This window comes from Pseudarthrobacter sp. efr-133-R2A-89 (assembly GCF_030209315.1).
Taxonomy (GTDB): Bacteria; Actinomycetota; Actinomycetes; order Actinomycetales; family Micrococcaceae; genus Arthrobacter.
Map to the genome: position 1 here is coordinate 1 of NZ_JARVSE010000008.1, position 14109 is coordinate 14109.

Here is a 14109-nt window from a genome sequence, read left to right on the forward strand (position 1 = left end):
AACCCTTCGATTAACAGTCGAATGCTCTGCCAATTGAGCTAAGGAGGAATGAAGCGGGTATTAGCCTAGCAAACACCTGCGGCGGAAACGAAATCGGGACGCTGTTCGGCCCGCCCACCCGGCGTGCGTGGCCGGCTACGCCTCGGCGCGCAGGGCCCGGCGTTCCATTTCCAGCATCATCAGTTCACGGTTGAGGCGCTGGTAGGTTTCCGGATCCGCCGCCGGATCGAGCCGCTGCAGCTGCCCCATCTTGTCCGCCTTGACCCGGGTGATCTGCAGCTCGAACAGGCGGGAGAGGATGTCGCGGCAATACTTCAGCACGGCTTCCTCCGTGTGCGCGGGCAGCGGCACCACCGCCAGCTCCGAGACCAGCGGCCGGAGGGGTTCGGGAACCTCGTGCATCACGTGTTCCACCCAGCGCACCGGATCACCGGCCGCCTGCCCTGGACCGGTGGCGCGCATGGCGTCGTGGACGGCCTGGAAGGCGGGCGTGGCGAACCGGGCGTCAGCGAAGCGGTCCCAGACGGCGCCGGCCAGCAGGGACGGCTGCTGGAGTGCCACCTCCAGGGCCTGGCGTTCCATCGACGCCACCGGGTCCCGGGGGTCCGGCCGGTGGAAGGAAGGGACCGCGCCCGACGACGGCCCGGCAGCAACGCCGGGGCCGCCGGGTTGGGCTGCGCCCGGCTGGGCGGGGTTGCCGCCCTGCGGGTGGCCGGAGGCGGCCGGACGTCCGGTGTCCCCCCGTTTCACGGCGGCCGTGACCAGGCGGAGGACTTCGTTGGGGTCCGGCATCCCGAGCCAGCCGGTCAGCGCCTGGCAGTAGCCGGTCCGGGTGGAGGCGTCACGAATGGCGGCCACCACGGGCACTGAGGCTTTCAGGCCCTGCACCCTGCCCTCGACGGTGTCCAGGTTGAACTGCTTCAACGTGGTGCGGATGGCGAATTCAAACAGCGGCCGGCGGGACTGGATGAGGGCGTGCACTGCTTCGTCCCCCCTGCTCAGGCGGAGGTCGCAGGGGTCGGCGCCCGTGGGTTCCACCGCCACGTAGGTCTGGGCCGTGAAGCGCTGGTCTTCCTCGAAGGCCCGCAGGGCCGCTTTCTGCCCCGCGGCGTCCCCGTCGAAAGTGAACACCACTTCTCCTCCGGTGCCGTCGTCGGACAAGAGCCGGCGGGCGATCTTGATGTGCTCGGTGCCGAACGCCGTTCCACAGGTGGCCACCGCCGTCGTAATTCCTGCCAGGTGGCAGGCCATCACGTCCGTGTAGCCCTCCACCACCACCAGCTGGCGGTCCTTGGCGATGCTGCGCTTGGCGAGGTCGATTCCGTAAAGGACCTGGGACTTTTTGTAGAGCGTGGTTTCGGGGGTGTTGAGGTACTTGGGGCCCTGGTCGTCCTCGTAGAGCTTGCGGGCGCCGAAGCCGATGGTGTCGCCGGCGATGTCCTTGATGGGCCAGATGAGGCGGCCTCGGAAGCGGTCGTAGATGCCGCGGTTGCCCTCCGAGAACATGCCGGTGAGCTTCAGCTCGGCGTCGGTGAAGCCGCGGCCCCGGAGGTGCTTCAGCAGCGCATCCCAGCCTTGGGGGGCGTACCCGCAGCCGAAGTGCTCGGCCGCTGCCCGGTCGAAGCCCCGTCCGTGCAGGAAGCTCCGGGCCTCGGCGGCACCAGGCGTGAGCAATTGGGCGCGGAAGAACTCGTCGGCAATTTTGTGGGCATCCAGCAGGCGCTGCCGCCGGCCCACTTCCTCCCGGTTGGGCCCGCTTCCGCCATCCTCGTAGCGCAGCTCGTAGCCGATCCGGGCGGCGAGTTTTTCCACCGCCTCGTGGAAGGAGCTGTGGTCCTGCTTCTGGACGAAGGCGATGACGTCACCGTCCTCGCCACAGCCAAAGCAGTGGTAGCGGCCTACCTGGGGGCGAACGGTGAAGGACGGCGAGCGCTCGTCGTGGAAGGGGCACAGGCCCTTCCAGGTTCCCAGTCCGGCGCCTTTGAGCGTGACGTAGCCGTCAACCACTTCCTTGATGTCCGTGCGCTGGCGTACTTCGTCGATATCTTCACGTTTAATCAGCCCAGCCACACAGCAATCTTAGTGTCACCGTCCCGGCTTACGGCTTTCACGTGCCGGCGCCATGCGTTCCTGGAGGCTCAGGGCCAGCTTGGGGCAGAGGAACACGGCCTCCTGCGCGGCTTCCCGGTCCGCGTCCCGCAGCGGAACGTCCGTCCGTTCGCGGCCCGACTTCCCGCGTGCCACGGGGTACCCCCAGTCATCACGGTCCAGTACGCCGGGAAGCAGTTCCGTGCACAGGCCGCGGCCGTCGCAGCTCGTCCAGTCGATATGCAGGATGGCCGTCATGCCGCCACTCCCCCCACGGCGGCACAGTATCCGGAGAGGTGCGCACGGAAGTCCGCGGCGAACACCTCGAGGGCGCTGCTGACCAGTCCAGTGGTCCCCTCAGGATGCCGGCAGGCGCCGCGGCCGGACACCAGCCGTCCCAGGCGGTCCAGTTCGGAGGCGAGGCGGGGGTTGCGTTCCCCGCCCGCGATCCGGTTGAGGACGGACGCCATGGCCGGCAGGCCGAACATGCAGGGTCCGCATTGCCTGGCCGATTCATTGGCGAGGTAGGTGAGGATCCGGGCGGTTGCCCCGATACCGCAGGCTTGCGGATCAAGCGCATGGATCACGCCTGCTCCGGGCCGCACCGTCCCGGCCACCGGCCCCACCGGCGAGAGCACATGGGCTGCGGGCCTTACCCAGCGGCCGTGGTAGCCGCCTACCAGGACGGCGGAGAACGGTTCCGGGTCCATCCCCGCTTCCTTGAGGACCGCGGACAGTTCCACCCCGCCAGGGACCTCAAGCACCACGTCACGGACCGGGGCGGGCCCGGAGACTGACACGAGCCGGGTTCCCGGATCGGTCGCAGTCCCCGCTTCGCGGAACCACTGGGCCCCGTAGCGGGCGATCAGGGCAACCTGTGCCAGGGTTTCGACGTTGACCACCAGCGTGGGGCGGCCGTTCAGTCCCGATTCGCTCAGGCGCCGGCGTTGGTCAACGGGCACCGCATTTCCGGTCGCAATCATGTTGACCACCGCGCTCGACTCGCCCGAAATGAACGTTTCCGGTGCCTCCACCACCCGGACCCGCTTGGTGCCGGGACGCCCGGCAAGGGCCTGCCTGACGCTGGGAAGGCCCGGGGCCGGGGCGTACACGTACGTGCTGGCGCTGCCCAGGGCAGCCGCCAGGGTGAGCAGGCCGTCGATGACCAAGTGCGGTGCGTGGTTCAGGAGCGTCCGGTCTTTGAAGCTGAGTGGTTCGCCCTCGGCGCCGTTGGCGATCACCACCGGCCGGGCCGCAAACAGGCCCTTCCGGCCGGACTCCGCCGTCGCGGTCGCCTTGCGCCACGTTTCGAACGCTGCCCCGCCCCGGCCGGTCAGCCCCGATGCCGCGAGTGCGTCAAGCAGCCCCGGTGCGGCGGCGTCCGCGTCCAGGGGGCCGAAGGTATCCAGGTGCTGGTCCCAGCCGGCTTCCGGGCCGGCCGCGAGGAGACGCGGTTCCTGCCGTGCCGCATCCGGGGGCGCCGGCTGGGAGGTGTCCCTGGCGTGGCTCACGGGAGGTTTCCTTGCCTGGCAGCTGAGGTTTCAAGAAATGTCGGGGAGAGCCGCCACAGCAGCGCCGCGGCCACGGCGACGGCGGAGGCCGCGGCAAGCAGCAGGAACCAGCCGCTTGAGACGTCGGTGCCGTTTCCGAGGGCGTGCGCCATCGCCACCGGCCAGACGCCATAGGTCAGCCAGTGGACTGCCTTGAAGGTCCGTTGTCCGATCCGGTGCCGCAGCAACCCGGTGACAACCACGGCCAGGACCAGGTCAAAGGCCACCGTTCCCAGACCCTGCCAGAACGGTTGGAAGGAGCCCAGGAAGGGCACCACGATGTCCACCGGGTTCAGCTTGGCGAAGGAGTCCAGCAGCAGGGAGCCCACGTGGAGCCCCAGGAAGACAGTGGCGAGCAAGGCGATGTTCCGGTGCAGGAGGCTGATGGAGAACCGCGGCAGCACCATCAGGGGACGGCCGGACCTGTTGAGGATTCCCAGCAGCACGGACGCGGTGAACAGGGCCAGGGAGATGAAGCCGCTCACCCGGCCGAAAGCCCACATTGCCTCATCCATGGCGGCCACCCCCCGCCGCGCCGAGGCCGGCTGCCTGGCGGGGTGGGTCTGCAGGATTGGACCCGGCGCCGCGGGAGCCTTGGCTGTCGGTGGGCCAGCCGCCGGTGGTGACAATCCGGCCGCGGCGGTCCACGAGCCGGGCCACGATATTTTCGGCTCGGAACCAGTCCACGGCGGCGTGGCCGCGGACAATGGCGGCCGTGCTGTAGGCGTTGGCTTCCAGGCATGTGGGTGCGGCCACTGTCACGGACCGCCAGACGGGCTCGGCCGGGAGCCCGAAGCGCGGGTCAAGGATGTGGTGCACGTCGGTTCCCCGGTGCGTCCAGCGCCGCTTTTGCGTGCTGGACGTGGCCAGGGCATATCCGGGCGCGAGGGAGATGTGCTGGGCGGGGTCGGCGGGCAGGTCCTGGACAAGGATTTGCCACTGGCCGGGTTGGCCATCCTCGTGGGGTCCCTGCCCTGCGCTGGCCAGGTCTCCCCCGAGACCTACGAGGACCCCGCAGCCAAGCCGCTGGTGCACTTCGGCGGCGGCGAGGTCCGCCGCGACCGCCTTGGCAGTGGCACCGAGGTCAAGCCGGAGTTCGGCGGGCAGGGTCAGGGTGGTGGTATCGAGGCCGAGCCTGGTCCATCCGGGTGCCCGCGTCGCGGGCATGTCAGGGGATGCGGCCGACGCCGGCGCAGGAGTTCGCGCCGCTCCGTTCGCCAGTGCCGGCACCGGCACGCTGCGGAGCCCTGTCGTGCCCAGTTGGTCCGGGCCGTGGCCCAGTGCGGCCAGGTCCGCCCCGAGGGTGGGGTCGACGTCGCCGCCGGTCATCGCCGCCGCGTCCAGGGCCCGTTGCAGGAGCAGCCGGAACATCGGGCTGACGGCGACGCCTTGCGCCATCCGCGGTTGGAGGACCAGAAGTTCCGAGTCACTGCGGAAACGGCTGCAGGCGGCGTCAACGGCGGCCACAACGTCGCGGACGATCCGTTCCGCGCCAGCCAGGGCGCCGGCGTCGGTAACGGTGACGGAGGCCTCAAGCTCCCAGACTGTCCAGGTTGATTGCGCCGCCATACCGCGTTCCGCCGCCCCAGTGCCGGCCGGGCCGGACCGGCCCATGCGGGCACCGTGCGTGTCAGGACCGTTCATCTCAGGATCCCGAGGACCTGCCGTGGACCGTTCCGCCGTTGCCGGGTTGGACCGGGGTGGTGCTGCCGTAGCTCTTGGAACGGCGCGTGCCGTCCTGCCGGCTTCCGTAACTGTCGTTGCCGGAACCGGTGGAACCGCCCGATTTTGGCGTGGTGCCTTGGGTGCTGTTGTCCGTGGCGGGAGAGGTCCTGGCGATGACGGAGGGCGTGGCGGCGTACACAGCGGCCGCGCTGACGCCGGCAACTGCGACGCTGCCCACGCCCACCGCCACGGTAATCCCGGTGGCGAGGCGCTTGCCCCTGCTGCGAGTACTCATGACCTGCTCCCGTGCTTTAACGGCCTGCCTTTTCCCCTATCTTGCCCCTCGTTCCTGTGGAAACTCTTTGAGCAGGCTGTTGATCTGTCGGGTGTTGGCAGGATCCGCCGTGGCCCCGCGGGGCTACCAGAGCGAAGGCAGGCTCCCCACCAGGCGTTCGTACATGGCCAGCGCCGAACCGTCTGTCAGGGACGCCACCTGGTCGATGACCACCCGGAGCCGTGCGCCGTCGTCGGCAGCGTCCCGCCAGTCGGCGGCAAACATCGGTTCCAGGTGCCTGTCCCCCGTGGCGCTCAGGGCAGTGACCAGGGCGTGGAGCACTTCGCGCTGGCGCTCGTAGATGGGCTGCCGGTGTTCGGTGGTCATCACGAACGTAGTGGCGAGGCCTTTCATGACCGCGATCTCCATCACCGTCTCATCCGGAACCATGAGCTCGGCGCTGTACCGGGTGAGGTTTTCGGGCCCGTAGACGGCTCGGGTGGTTTCCAGGGCGCTCTGGCAGAACCTGCCGATCAGCTGGCTGGTCATGTTCTTCAAGGCGGCCATCGACTTGCGGCTGCCGTCCGCCTCGCGCACCCACACGTCCGTGGCCTCGAGCCGGGCCAGGGCGGCGTCGATCGCTGCGGGATCGTTGTGCGGCAAGTACCACTGCTTCGCATACCCCACAACGCGGGCACGGTGGTCCGGGTTGTCCAGCCAGCGCAACTGGAAGTGGCCGGCCACGATCGCGTCCTCCACGTCGTGCACCGAGTAGGAAATGTCGTCCGCAAGGTCCATCACCTGGGCTTCCAGGCAGGACCGGCGCTCCGGGGCACCCTCGCGGATCCAGTTGAAGATGGGGAGATCGTCCTCGTAGGCGCCGAACTTGCTGGTCCGCTGGCCGTGGATCACCGGGGCCTCCAGGGCAGACCACGGGTATTTCGACGCGGCGTCGAGGCTTGCGCGGGTGAGGTTCAGCCCGGCCGGATGACCGTCAGCGGTGAGCACCTTGGGTTCGAGCCGGGTGAGCAGGCGGAGCGTCTGGGCGTTGCCCTCGAACCCGCCGATCGCGTGCGCCACCTCGTTCAGCGCCGATTCGCCGTTGTGGCCGAACGGCGGATGGCCGAGGTCGTGGCTCAGGCAGGCCGTGTCCACCACATCGGGGTCGCAGCCCAGGGCCCGGCCCAGTTCGCGGCCCACCTGCGCTACTTCCAGGCTGTGCGTGAGCCGGGTGCGGACGAAGTCGTCCGTGTCCGGGGCAACCACCTGGGTTTTGGCGCCAAGGCGGCGCAGGGCCGAGGAGTGCAGTACCCGGGCGCGGTCCCGCTCGAAATCGGAGCGGTACGTGTTCTTGGGCGGTTCCTCCACCCAGCGGGCGGAATCGTGCAGCTCGTAGCCGGGCAACGCGAGCGCCGCGGTAGGCGTTCCGGGTGCCGGAGTGCCCGCGACCGGGGTGCTCAGGGAAGCTTCAGCCACCGGAAACGTCCAGCTCGGCAGCAGCGATGTCCCGGGACTGGTCATCGTTCAAGGCGCGGGAGTCGAGCCAGTCCTTGGGCAGGGCAGGGCGTTTCGGGGAGCCGGCACGTCCGCGCGGGCCCTCGGCGTCCACCCCGGGGTAGGGCGAGTCCAGGTCCAGCTCCGCGAGCGTATCCCGCAACACTTCCAGGCTGGTGACCAGGGCCAGCCGGGTGCGCAGTTCGCCGCCCACCACGTAGCCCTTGAAGTACCAGGCGATATGCTTCCGGATTTCACGCAGCGCCTTGCCCTCGTCACCGAAGGTCTCCACCATCAGTTCGGCGTGCCGGTAGACACCCTCGGCCACCTGGCGCAGGTTGGGCCGGTGCCGGACGTCGCTGCCTTCGAATGCCGCCTGAAGGTCGCCGAACAGCCATGGGCGCCCCTGGCAGCCGCGGCCCACCACCACGCCGTCCACGCCGGTTTCGCGGACCATCCTGACGGCGTCCTCCGCTGACCAGATATCGCCGTTGCCCAGCACCGGGATGTCCGGCAGGGCCTCGCGGAGGCGGGCGATGGCGGACCAGTCCGCCTTGCCGGAGTAGAACTGGGCGGCCGTGCGGCCGTGCAGCGCGACGGCGGCAACCCCGGAGTCGCGGGCGATGCGGCCGGCATCGAGGTACGTCAGGTGGTCATCGTCAATGCCCTTGCGCATCTTGATGGTCAGCGGGATGTTGCCCTTGGAGGCTTCCTTGACGGCGGTCTGGACGATCGAGGTGAAGAGGTCGATCTTCCAGGGCAGGGCGGACCCGCCGCCGCGCCGGGTCACCTTGGGGACAGGGCAGCCGAAGTTGAGGTCGATGTGGTCCGCCCGGTCTTCCTCCACGAGCATCCGCACGGCGGCACCGACGGTGCCCGGGTCCACGCCGTACAGCTGGACGGAACGGACTTTCTCGTCGTCGTCATGCGAAATGATGCGGAGTGATTCAGGGGTCCGTTCCACCAGGGCGCGGGAGGTGACCATCTCCGCCACGTACATGCCGCCGCCGTATTCACGGCAGAGCCTGCGGAAGGCGGAGTTGGTGATGCCGGCCATGGGGGCCAGGATCACCGGGGTGTCAACGGTGATGGGTCCCAGCTTCAGGGGCGGGAGTTCCAGCTTGGGGGCGGGAGGGGTTGCTGCAACAGTCACCTGTCCATTGTTGCAAAGCCGGGCAAATCGGAGGTTCCCGCAGTGGCACGAGGCCTCTCCGGCGGGGCCCCGCCCCGCGCCGCAGGCAGGTTGCCTCGCGTCACGTCAGGCGCGGTCCGCCCTCCGGCCCCGGCGGGTGGCGGTTTCCCCAGCTGGTTCGACGCCGGCCCGCCGGTTGCGCTCCCCCAGCGCGGCTGCGGCGAGCGCCCCGGTGTCCGTCACGTCTCCGGCGTGGACGTGGCCGTCGTCGTGCGCCCCGACCCCGGCACGGCCCTCAACTGCCCTGATGCCGGTGGCCTTGACCACGAGCACGGCGATCAGGGTGGTGACCGGGATGGCCAGGACCAGGCCGATGGAGCCCACCAGCGTGCGGATGACCTCCTCGGACAGTTCCGAACTGGTGAGGGTGTCCATCAGGGGCCGGTCGTAGAGCATGACGATGATCAGGATGGGCAGCGCAGCCCCCGCATACGCGAAGGCGATGGTGTACACGGTGGAGGCGATGTGGTCGCGGCCGATCCGCATGGCGGAGGTGAACAGTTTCCGGGCGCTGCTGCCCGGTGCCAGTTCGTAGAGCTCCCACACGGCCGAGGACTGGGTGATGGTGACGTCGTTCAGGACCCCGAGTCCCGAAATGATGAGCCCGCACAGGATCACGCCGGAGATGGAGATGTTCGCCGAGGTGTTCACCAGGGTGGCGGCGTCATGGCTGCCGACGCCGGCGAGGTTGGCGGCGTCCGTGGCCCAGGCGGCCAACAACGACGTGATGCCGAGCCCGAAGATGGTGCCCAACAACGCCGTGGACGTCCTCGCCGAGAATCCGTGGGCAAAGTAGAGCACCCCGATCATGATCACGGTGGAGCCCACCAGGGTCAGGAGCAGCGGCGGTTTGCCCTCCACCAGGCCCGGGAGCAGGAAGTTGGCCAGGACGAAATAGGCGCCCACGAGTCCGACCAGCGCGCGGAGCCCGCGCCACCGGGCGACGGCGATGACCACCGCGGCATAGAGCACGGCGAGCAGGACAATGGGCAGCGTACGGACGAAGTCCACGAAGACGTAGGCCGGCGAACCCTGCGACCCGGTGGCCCCCTGGACCTTCGAGAGGTTCAGGTAGCGGATCTGGTCCCCGGGTTTGACCCCGTGCGAAGAAGCCACATCCGGGTTGATGACCACCTTGACCGGGCTCCCGCCCTTGTCCGGCTCCGTGAACGCGAACGTACAGTCCGAGCCCTGGCGGGGAGCCTGCCCGGCGGTATCCTGGCCGGATTGCTGGCCGCTGCCCTGCTGGCCGGTGCCCTGCTGGCTGGTCCCCTGCATGCAGTTCTCGGCCACCACGCTTTGGATGGTTCCCGTATCGAACGTCACGCCCGGAGCCGTGGAATACGGGTTGGCGAGCGTGATTCCTTCCTTGCTGCCGGACGGCCACAGCGCGGCCATCCCGGCCAGGGTCAGCAGCGCCAGCGGGATGAGGACCGCGGCCAGGATGCGGTTCGCCTTGCTGCGGGCAGCCATCGCTTGGGGTGTCGGCTCCGAATGGCTCTCGGAAGTGTGGGAGTGACCGGCGCCCATCAGCAGTACAACCTCATGGCTTGTACTCTACGTGCGGCGCCATAGGGTTTATAAATGGACCATCGGATGGGGAGGAACCAGGCATGGACAACGGTGGGACACATGGAACCGATACCCGCGGGACGGGAAGAAGCGGCGGGGAACAGGGCGGGCACGCTCCTGCGGCTCCCCAGCACCGTCCCGTCCTGAGCGTCCTTGAGGCATCCGGTGCCACCAAGGGAATGGTCTTGGTCCTGCACGGCGGGAGGGCGCACAGCCGCGCACCCGTGGAGGCCCGGCACCTGAGCCCGGCCAGGATGGTCCCGTTCGCCCGGGACCTGCACCGCATGGGCAGGAAACACGGATTGGCGGTCTGGTCCTTGCGCAACAGCGTCCGCGGCTGGAATGGCCCGGACATGACCCCGCTGCAGGACGCACGGTGGGCGCTCCGGCAGATCGAGGAACAGCACCCCGGCGTACCGATCTTCCTGCTGGGCCATTCGATGGGCGGACTGACGGCCGTCTGCGCCGCCGACCACCCGCAGGTTGAAGCCGTGGTCGCCCTTGCGCCGTGGCTAAGCCCGGAGACCCCGACCACCCGGGTTGCCGGGCGGAAGGTGCTGATCGTGCACGGCACCACGGACCACATGACAAGCCCCAGGCAGTCGCTGGCGTTCGCCCGCCGCGCCACCGCGGAAGCGGCAAGCATGCAGTATGTGTCCCTGCAGGGTGTGGGGCACTTCATGCTCCGCAAGATCCGGGTGTGGCAGACGCTGGCCTCCGGGTTTGTCATTAAGTCCTTCGCGGAGAGCACGGGCGCCCCTGTCCGACCGCCCCGGGCTTTTACGCAGCTGCTGCCGGAATCGTCCGTGCACGTTACCCTCTAGGCGCGGTCCCGATGCCTTGGCGTCCTCCGCCCAACGACACCTTCTACCGGGTCATCGTCCGTACCGGGCAGTTCCTGCGCTGGGCCCTCCGGCTGGACATTCAGGCGACCGGCCTGGAAAACCTGCCCGCGAAGGAACCGGCCACCGGCCCTTCCCGCCGGGCGTCCCCCGGAAAAGGAGCGGTCTTCGCGGTCACGCACTTCGGCTACGTGGACTTCGCGGTGGTCGAGCTGCTCCTGTGGGGGCGTACGCGTGCCCAGCTGCGGTTCCTCGTCCATCAAGGGGCCGCGGACCACTGGCTGGCCGGCCCCGCCATCAGCGCCAGCGGCCATGTGGTGGTGGGCTATGCGGACCGTTCAGACGCCTACGATGCCGCGGTGGCCAAGCTGGGGGCCGGCGAGTACCTCGCGGTCTTCCCGGAGGCCGGGGTGAGCCGCAGCTTCACCGTCCGCGAATGCAGGACCGGCGCCGTGCGGATGGCTGCCGAAGCCGGGGTTCCGGTCATTCCCGTTTCGGTCTGGGGTGCCCACCGGGTGATGACCCGCGGCCACGGATTTTCCCTCCGGCGCAGCTGGCGGGCGCCGGTGCGGCTTGAAGTGGGAGCGCCGATCGTCTTTGCGCGTGACGTTGACGTGGAGGAAGCCACGGAGGGGCTGCGCGGCACGCTCCAGGCCGGGATCGACCGGTGCACTGCAGGCTTTCCGCTGCAGCCGGAGCCCGGGGCGTGGTGGATGCCGGCGCACCTAGGCGGCGGCGCACCTTCGGACGCCGAGCGGCAGCGCCTGGACGCCGCGGACGCCGCCGCGGGCCGGCGTCGTGGTTCCCGCCAAACCAAGTAAGCGCCAGGTTTTGCCGTGAAGGTCACGGCAAAACCTGGCGCTGCCTTGGCTGCCCGGGTGGGCAGGCCGGCCCCGGTCAGTCGGAGACCACCAGGGTTTCCGCCGCGGCGAGGCGGGCCTTGCCGGACTCCAGGAGGGGTTCGACGGCGGCGCGCAGCGCGGTCATGGAGTCGTCAAGTTCCAGCATGACCGGGTGCTGGTACGCGATGAGGGCGAGCATGTCGCGCACGGCCTCGGCGGCGTCCGCGGCGGACAGTGCCGGCTCGTGTCCCACGAAAACGTCCGTGGGCGTGTCCGGTCCTGCGGACTCGGTCCCCGGGGCGGCGTCGGGATCGGCGGGGGCCGCGTAGCTGACGGCGAAGGCCCGGATGCGGCCCTTCTTGCTCGGCGCCACGCCGGCCCCGAAAGCCGATTCCGGTTCGGCCCGCAGCACGATGGCGCCGTGTGCGCCGGTGAGCTCGTCCAGGAACAGTTTCTGCACCTGTCCCACGGAGAGGACCCCGGGTGAATCCCAGTCATGGATGGCGGTGTAGTAGCGTCCCACCACGTCGGTGAGCTCCACCGAACCGGTAGCCAGGTCCATGACAACGTCGGAGCCTGCGTTCTCGCCGCCGGCCGCACCGTCGCCGTCCTTGGCCGGGAAGACGGGCAGCCGGAGGGCGCCCGGTTCCACGACCACCAGGCGCGAGCGCTGGATGGGTTCCAGCCCGAACGCTTCGGCGAAGGCGGCCCCGGCAGTACCGGGCTCCACCTTGGCGCGCAGCCTGGTGACACCCGACGGCGCGTTTTCGGCTTCGCGGCGCAGCATGGTCAGCAGGCTGGCGCCGATGCCGGCGCGGCGGTGGTCCCGGGCCACCTCGATGTAGGTCCAGAGGCGTTCCGGGTGCAAGGACGCTTCGTAGACGACGCCGGCGGCAACCGGGATGCCGACGCCTTCAATGACGTCCTCGGCCACGATGCAGCGGCGCCATGGGGTGCCATCCCTGCCGTTGGAGGACAATGCCAGGGCGCCGCGGAACTGGCGGGCCTCGCCGGTGTCCGGGTCACCCCAGATTTCCAGCAGCGCAAGGTCGTCCCCGTCGCGCCATGGGCGGTATTCGATGGCCACGCTCAGGCGCCGATCAGCCGCGCGGCCAGGTAACCCTCCACCTTGTCCAGGGACACGCGTTCCTGGCTCATGGTGTCGCGCTCGCGGATGGTGACGGCCTGGTCCTCGAGGGTATCGAAGTCCACGGTGATGCAGAACGGGGTGCCGATCTCATCCTGGCGGCGGTACCGGCGGCCGATTGCACCGGCGTCGTCAAAGTCGATGTTCCAGTTCTTGCGCAGCTGGGCGCCGAGTGCCTTGGCCTTCGGTGACAGGTCCTCGTTGCGGCTCAACGGAAGCACGGCGGCCTTGACGGGGGCCAGGCGCGGGTCAAGCTTCAGCACCGTGCGCACGTCCACGCCGCCCTTGGCGTTGGGGGCCTCGTCCTCGTTGTAGGCGTCCACCAGGAACGCCATGAAGGAACGGGTCAGGCCGGCCGCGGGCTCGATCACGTACGGGGTGTAGCGCTCGTTGGTGGCCTGGTTGAAGTAGCTCAGGTCCGTGCCGGAGGCCTTCGCGTGGGTGGAGAGGTCAAAGTCGGTCCGGTTGGCGATGCCTTCCAGTTCGCCCCATTCCGAGCCCTGGAAACCGAAGCGGTACTCGATGTCCGTGGTGCCCTTGGAGTAGTGGCTCAGCTTCTCCTTGGGGTGCTCGAAGAAGCGCAGGTTCTCGTCGCGGATGCCCAGGCCGGTGTACCAGGCCATGCGCTCGTTCATCCAGTACTTGTGCCACTCTTCATCCGTGCCGGGCTCGACGAAGAACTCCATTTCCATCTGCTCGAACTCGCGCGTGCGGAAGATGAAGTTGCCCGGCGTGATCTCGTTGCGGAAGGACTTGCCGATCTGGCCGATGCCGAACGGCGGCTTCTTCCGGGACGTGGTGAGGACATTGTTGAAGTTCACGAAGATGCCCTGGGCGGTTTCGGGGCGCAGGTAGTGCAGGCCTTCCTCGCTGGCGACCGGTCCCAGGTAGGTCTTGAGCAGGCCGGAGAACTCCTGCGGCTCGGTCCATTCGCCGCGGGTGCCGCAGTTGGCGCAAGCAATGTCCTTGAGGCCGTTTTCCGCGGGGCGGCCCTTCTTTTCCTCGTACTCTTCCTCGAGGTGGTCGGCGCGGTACCGCTTGTGGCAGGAGAGGCATTCCACCAGGGGGTCGGAAAAGACGTCGACGTGGCCGGAGGCCTCCCACACCTGGCGGGGCAGGATGACGGAGGAGTCAAGTCCCACCACGTCCTCGCGGCCGCGGACCATGGACTGCCACCACTGGCGCTTGATGTTTTCCTTCAGCTCAGCGCCCAAGGGGCCGTAGTCCCAGGCAGAACGCGAACCTCCGTAGATCTCACCGGCCTGGAACACGAAGCCCCTCCGCTTGGAGAGGGAAATGACCTGGTCGAGAACGGATTTTGCTGCCATGGGGTAACTCCAATTTCTACAGGGCCGCTGGGTGCGGTCCGCGGTGTGCAAACCCCGGCTGCGGCGTGCAGGGCACACCGGGCACCGGGTGGGCGGATGAGGGAAAGATGCGTCG

General features: G+C 68.9%; 13 protein-coding genes. 2 read left to right on the forward strand and 11 right to left on the reverse strand.

Going from position 1 to position 14109, the window contains the following annotated elements; genetic code table 11:
- Positions 1-135 precede the first annotated feature (135 nt).
- From dnaG to QRM95_RS14030, 9 genes are all read right to left on the reverse strand, one after another.
- The gene (gene dnaG / locus QRM95_RS13990; protein ID WP_285248167.1) at positions 136-2070 is read right to left on the reverse strand and encodes a DNA primase; all 1935 of its coding nucleotides are present in this window, start codon (positions 2068-2070) and stop codon (positions 136-138) included.
- Positions 2071-2085: 15 nt separating this feature from the next.
- Positions 2086-2346: a ferredoxin gene (locus QRM95_RS13995; RefSeq protein ID WP_285248168.1), complete on the reverse strand. Its 261-nt coding sequence runs from the start codon at positions 2344-2346 to the stop codon at positions 2086-2088.
- On the reverse strand, positions 2343-3599 hold the full coding sequence (locus tag QRM95_RS14000) for an NADH-ubiquinone oxidoreductase-F iron-sulfur binding region domain-containing protein (RefSeq protein WP_285248169.1): 1257 nt from the start codon (positions 3597-3599) through the stop codon (positions 2343-2345). Before QRM95_RS14000 ends, QRM95_RS13995 begins: the two co-directional genes overlap by 4 nt.
- Positions 3596-4153, reverse strand: coding sequence for a ferric reductase-like transmembrane domain-containing protein (locus QRM95_RS14005; RefSeq protein ID WP_285248170.1), 558 nt, complete (start codon positions 4151-4153; stop codon positions 3596-3598). Before QRM95_RS14005 ends, QRM95_RS14000 begins: the two co-directional genes overlap by 4 nt.
- Positions 4146-5207, reverse strand: a complete 1062-nt coding sequence (locus QRM95_RS14010) for an FAD:protein FMN transferase (protein ID WP_285248171.1) — start codon at positions 5205-5207, stop codon at positions 4146-4148. The genes QRM95_RS14005 and QRM95_RS14010 overlap by 8 nt, the downstream gene beginning before the upstream one ends.
- Before the next feature lie 76 nt (positions 5208-5283).
- On the reverse strand, positions 5284-5598 hold the full coding sequence (locus QRM95_RS14015) for a hypothetical protein (protein WP_285248172.1): 315 nt from the start codon (positions 5596-5598) through the stop codon (positions 5284-5286).
- A 123-nt stretch (positions 5599-5721) separates the two neighbouring features.
- Complete coding sequence (locus QRM95_RS14020) at positions 5722-7053, reverse strand: deoxyguanosinetriphosphate triphosphohydrolase (protein WP_502934968.1); 1332 nt, start codon at positions 7051-7053, stop codon at positions 5722-5724.
- A complete protein-coding gene (gene dusB / locus QRM95_RS14025) occupies positions 7046-8224 on the reverse strand; it encodes a tRNA dihydrouridine synthase DusB (protein WP_285248173.1) in 1179 nt (392 codons plus the stop codon). Before dusB ends, QRM95_RS14020 begins: the two co-directional genes overlap by 8 nt.
- Positions 8225-8329: 105 nt before the next feature.
- Positions 8330-9736 (reverse strand): YibE/F family protein, encoded by a 1407-nt coding sequence (locus QRM95_RS14030; RefSeq protein WP_285248174.1) that lies wholly within the window; start codon positions 9734-9736, stop codon positions 8330-8332.
- Between the two features lie 140 nt (positions 9737-9876).
- Here QRM95_RS14030 and QRM95_RS14035 point away from each other — a divergent pair, with 140 nt between their 5' ends.
- The gene (locus QRM95_RS14035; RefSeq protein WP_285248175.1) at positions 9877-10659 is read left to right on the forward strand and encodes an alpha/beta hydrolase; all 783 of its coding nucleotides are present in this window, start codon (positions 9877-9879) and stop codon (positions 10657-10659) included.
- A gap of 11 nt (positions 10660-10670) precedes the next feature.
- Positions 10671-11498, forward strand: coding sequence for a lysophospholipid acyltransferase family protein (locus tag QRM95_RS14040; RefSeq protein ID WP_285248176.1), 828 nt, complete (start codon positions 10671-10673; stop codon positions 11496-11498).
- A gap of 76 nt (positions 11499-11574) precedes the next feature.
- Here the strand turns inward: QRM95_RS14040 and QRM95_RS14045 are convergent, their stop codons facing one another.
- Together QRM95_RS14045 and QRM95_RS14050 are read right to left on the reverse strand one after the other, a co-directional pair.
- A complete protein-coding gene (locus tag QRM95_RS14045) occupies positions 11575-12606 on the reverse strand; it encodes a GNAT family N-acetyltransferase (RefSeq protein ID WP_285248177.1) in 1032 nt (343 codons plus the stop codon).
- 2 nt (positions 12607-12608) lie between these two features.
- Complete coding sequence (locus tag QRM95_RS14050) at positions 12609-13994, reverse strand: glycine--tRNA ligase (protein ID WP_285248178.1); 1386 nt, start codon at positions 13992-13994, stop codon at positions 12609-12611.
- Positions 13995-14109 lie beyond the last annotated feature (115 nt).

Coding starts and splice junctions, on each gene's coding strand:
- QRM95_RS14005 (WP_285248170.1), bottom strand. CDS start 4,153: ATGGATGAGGCAATGTGGGCTTTCGGCCGGGTGAGCGGCTTCATCTCC.
- QRM95_RS14010 (WP_285248171.1), bottom strand. CDS start 5,207: ATGGCGGCGCAATCAACCTGGACAGTCTGGGAGCTTGAGGCCTCCGTC.
- QRM95_RS14030 (WP_285248174.1), bottom strand. CDS start 9,736: ATGGCTGCCCGCAGCAAGGCGAACCGCATCCTGGCCGCGGTCCTCATC.
- QRM95_RS14040 (WP_285248176.1), top strand. CDS start 10,671: ATGCCTTGGCGTCCTCCGCCCAACGACACCTTCTACCGGGTCATCGTC.
- QRM95_RS14035 (WP_285248175.1), top strand. CDS start 9,877: ATGGACAACGGTGGGACACATGGAACCGATACCCGCGGGACGGGAAGA.
- QRM95_RS13995 (WP_285248168.1), bottom strand. CDS start 2,346: ATGACGGCCATCCTGCATATCGACTGGACGAGCTGCGACGGCCGCGGC.
- QRM95_RS14015 (WP_285248172.1), bottom strand. CDS start 5,598: ATGAGTACTCGCAGCAGGGGCAAGCGCCTCGCCACCGGGATTACCGTG.
- QRM95_RS14050 (WP_285248178.1), bottom strand. CDS start 13,994: ATGGCAGCAAAATCCGTTCTCGACCAGGTCATTTCCCTCTCCAAGCGG.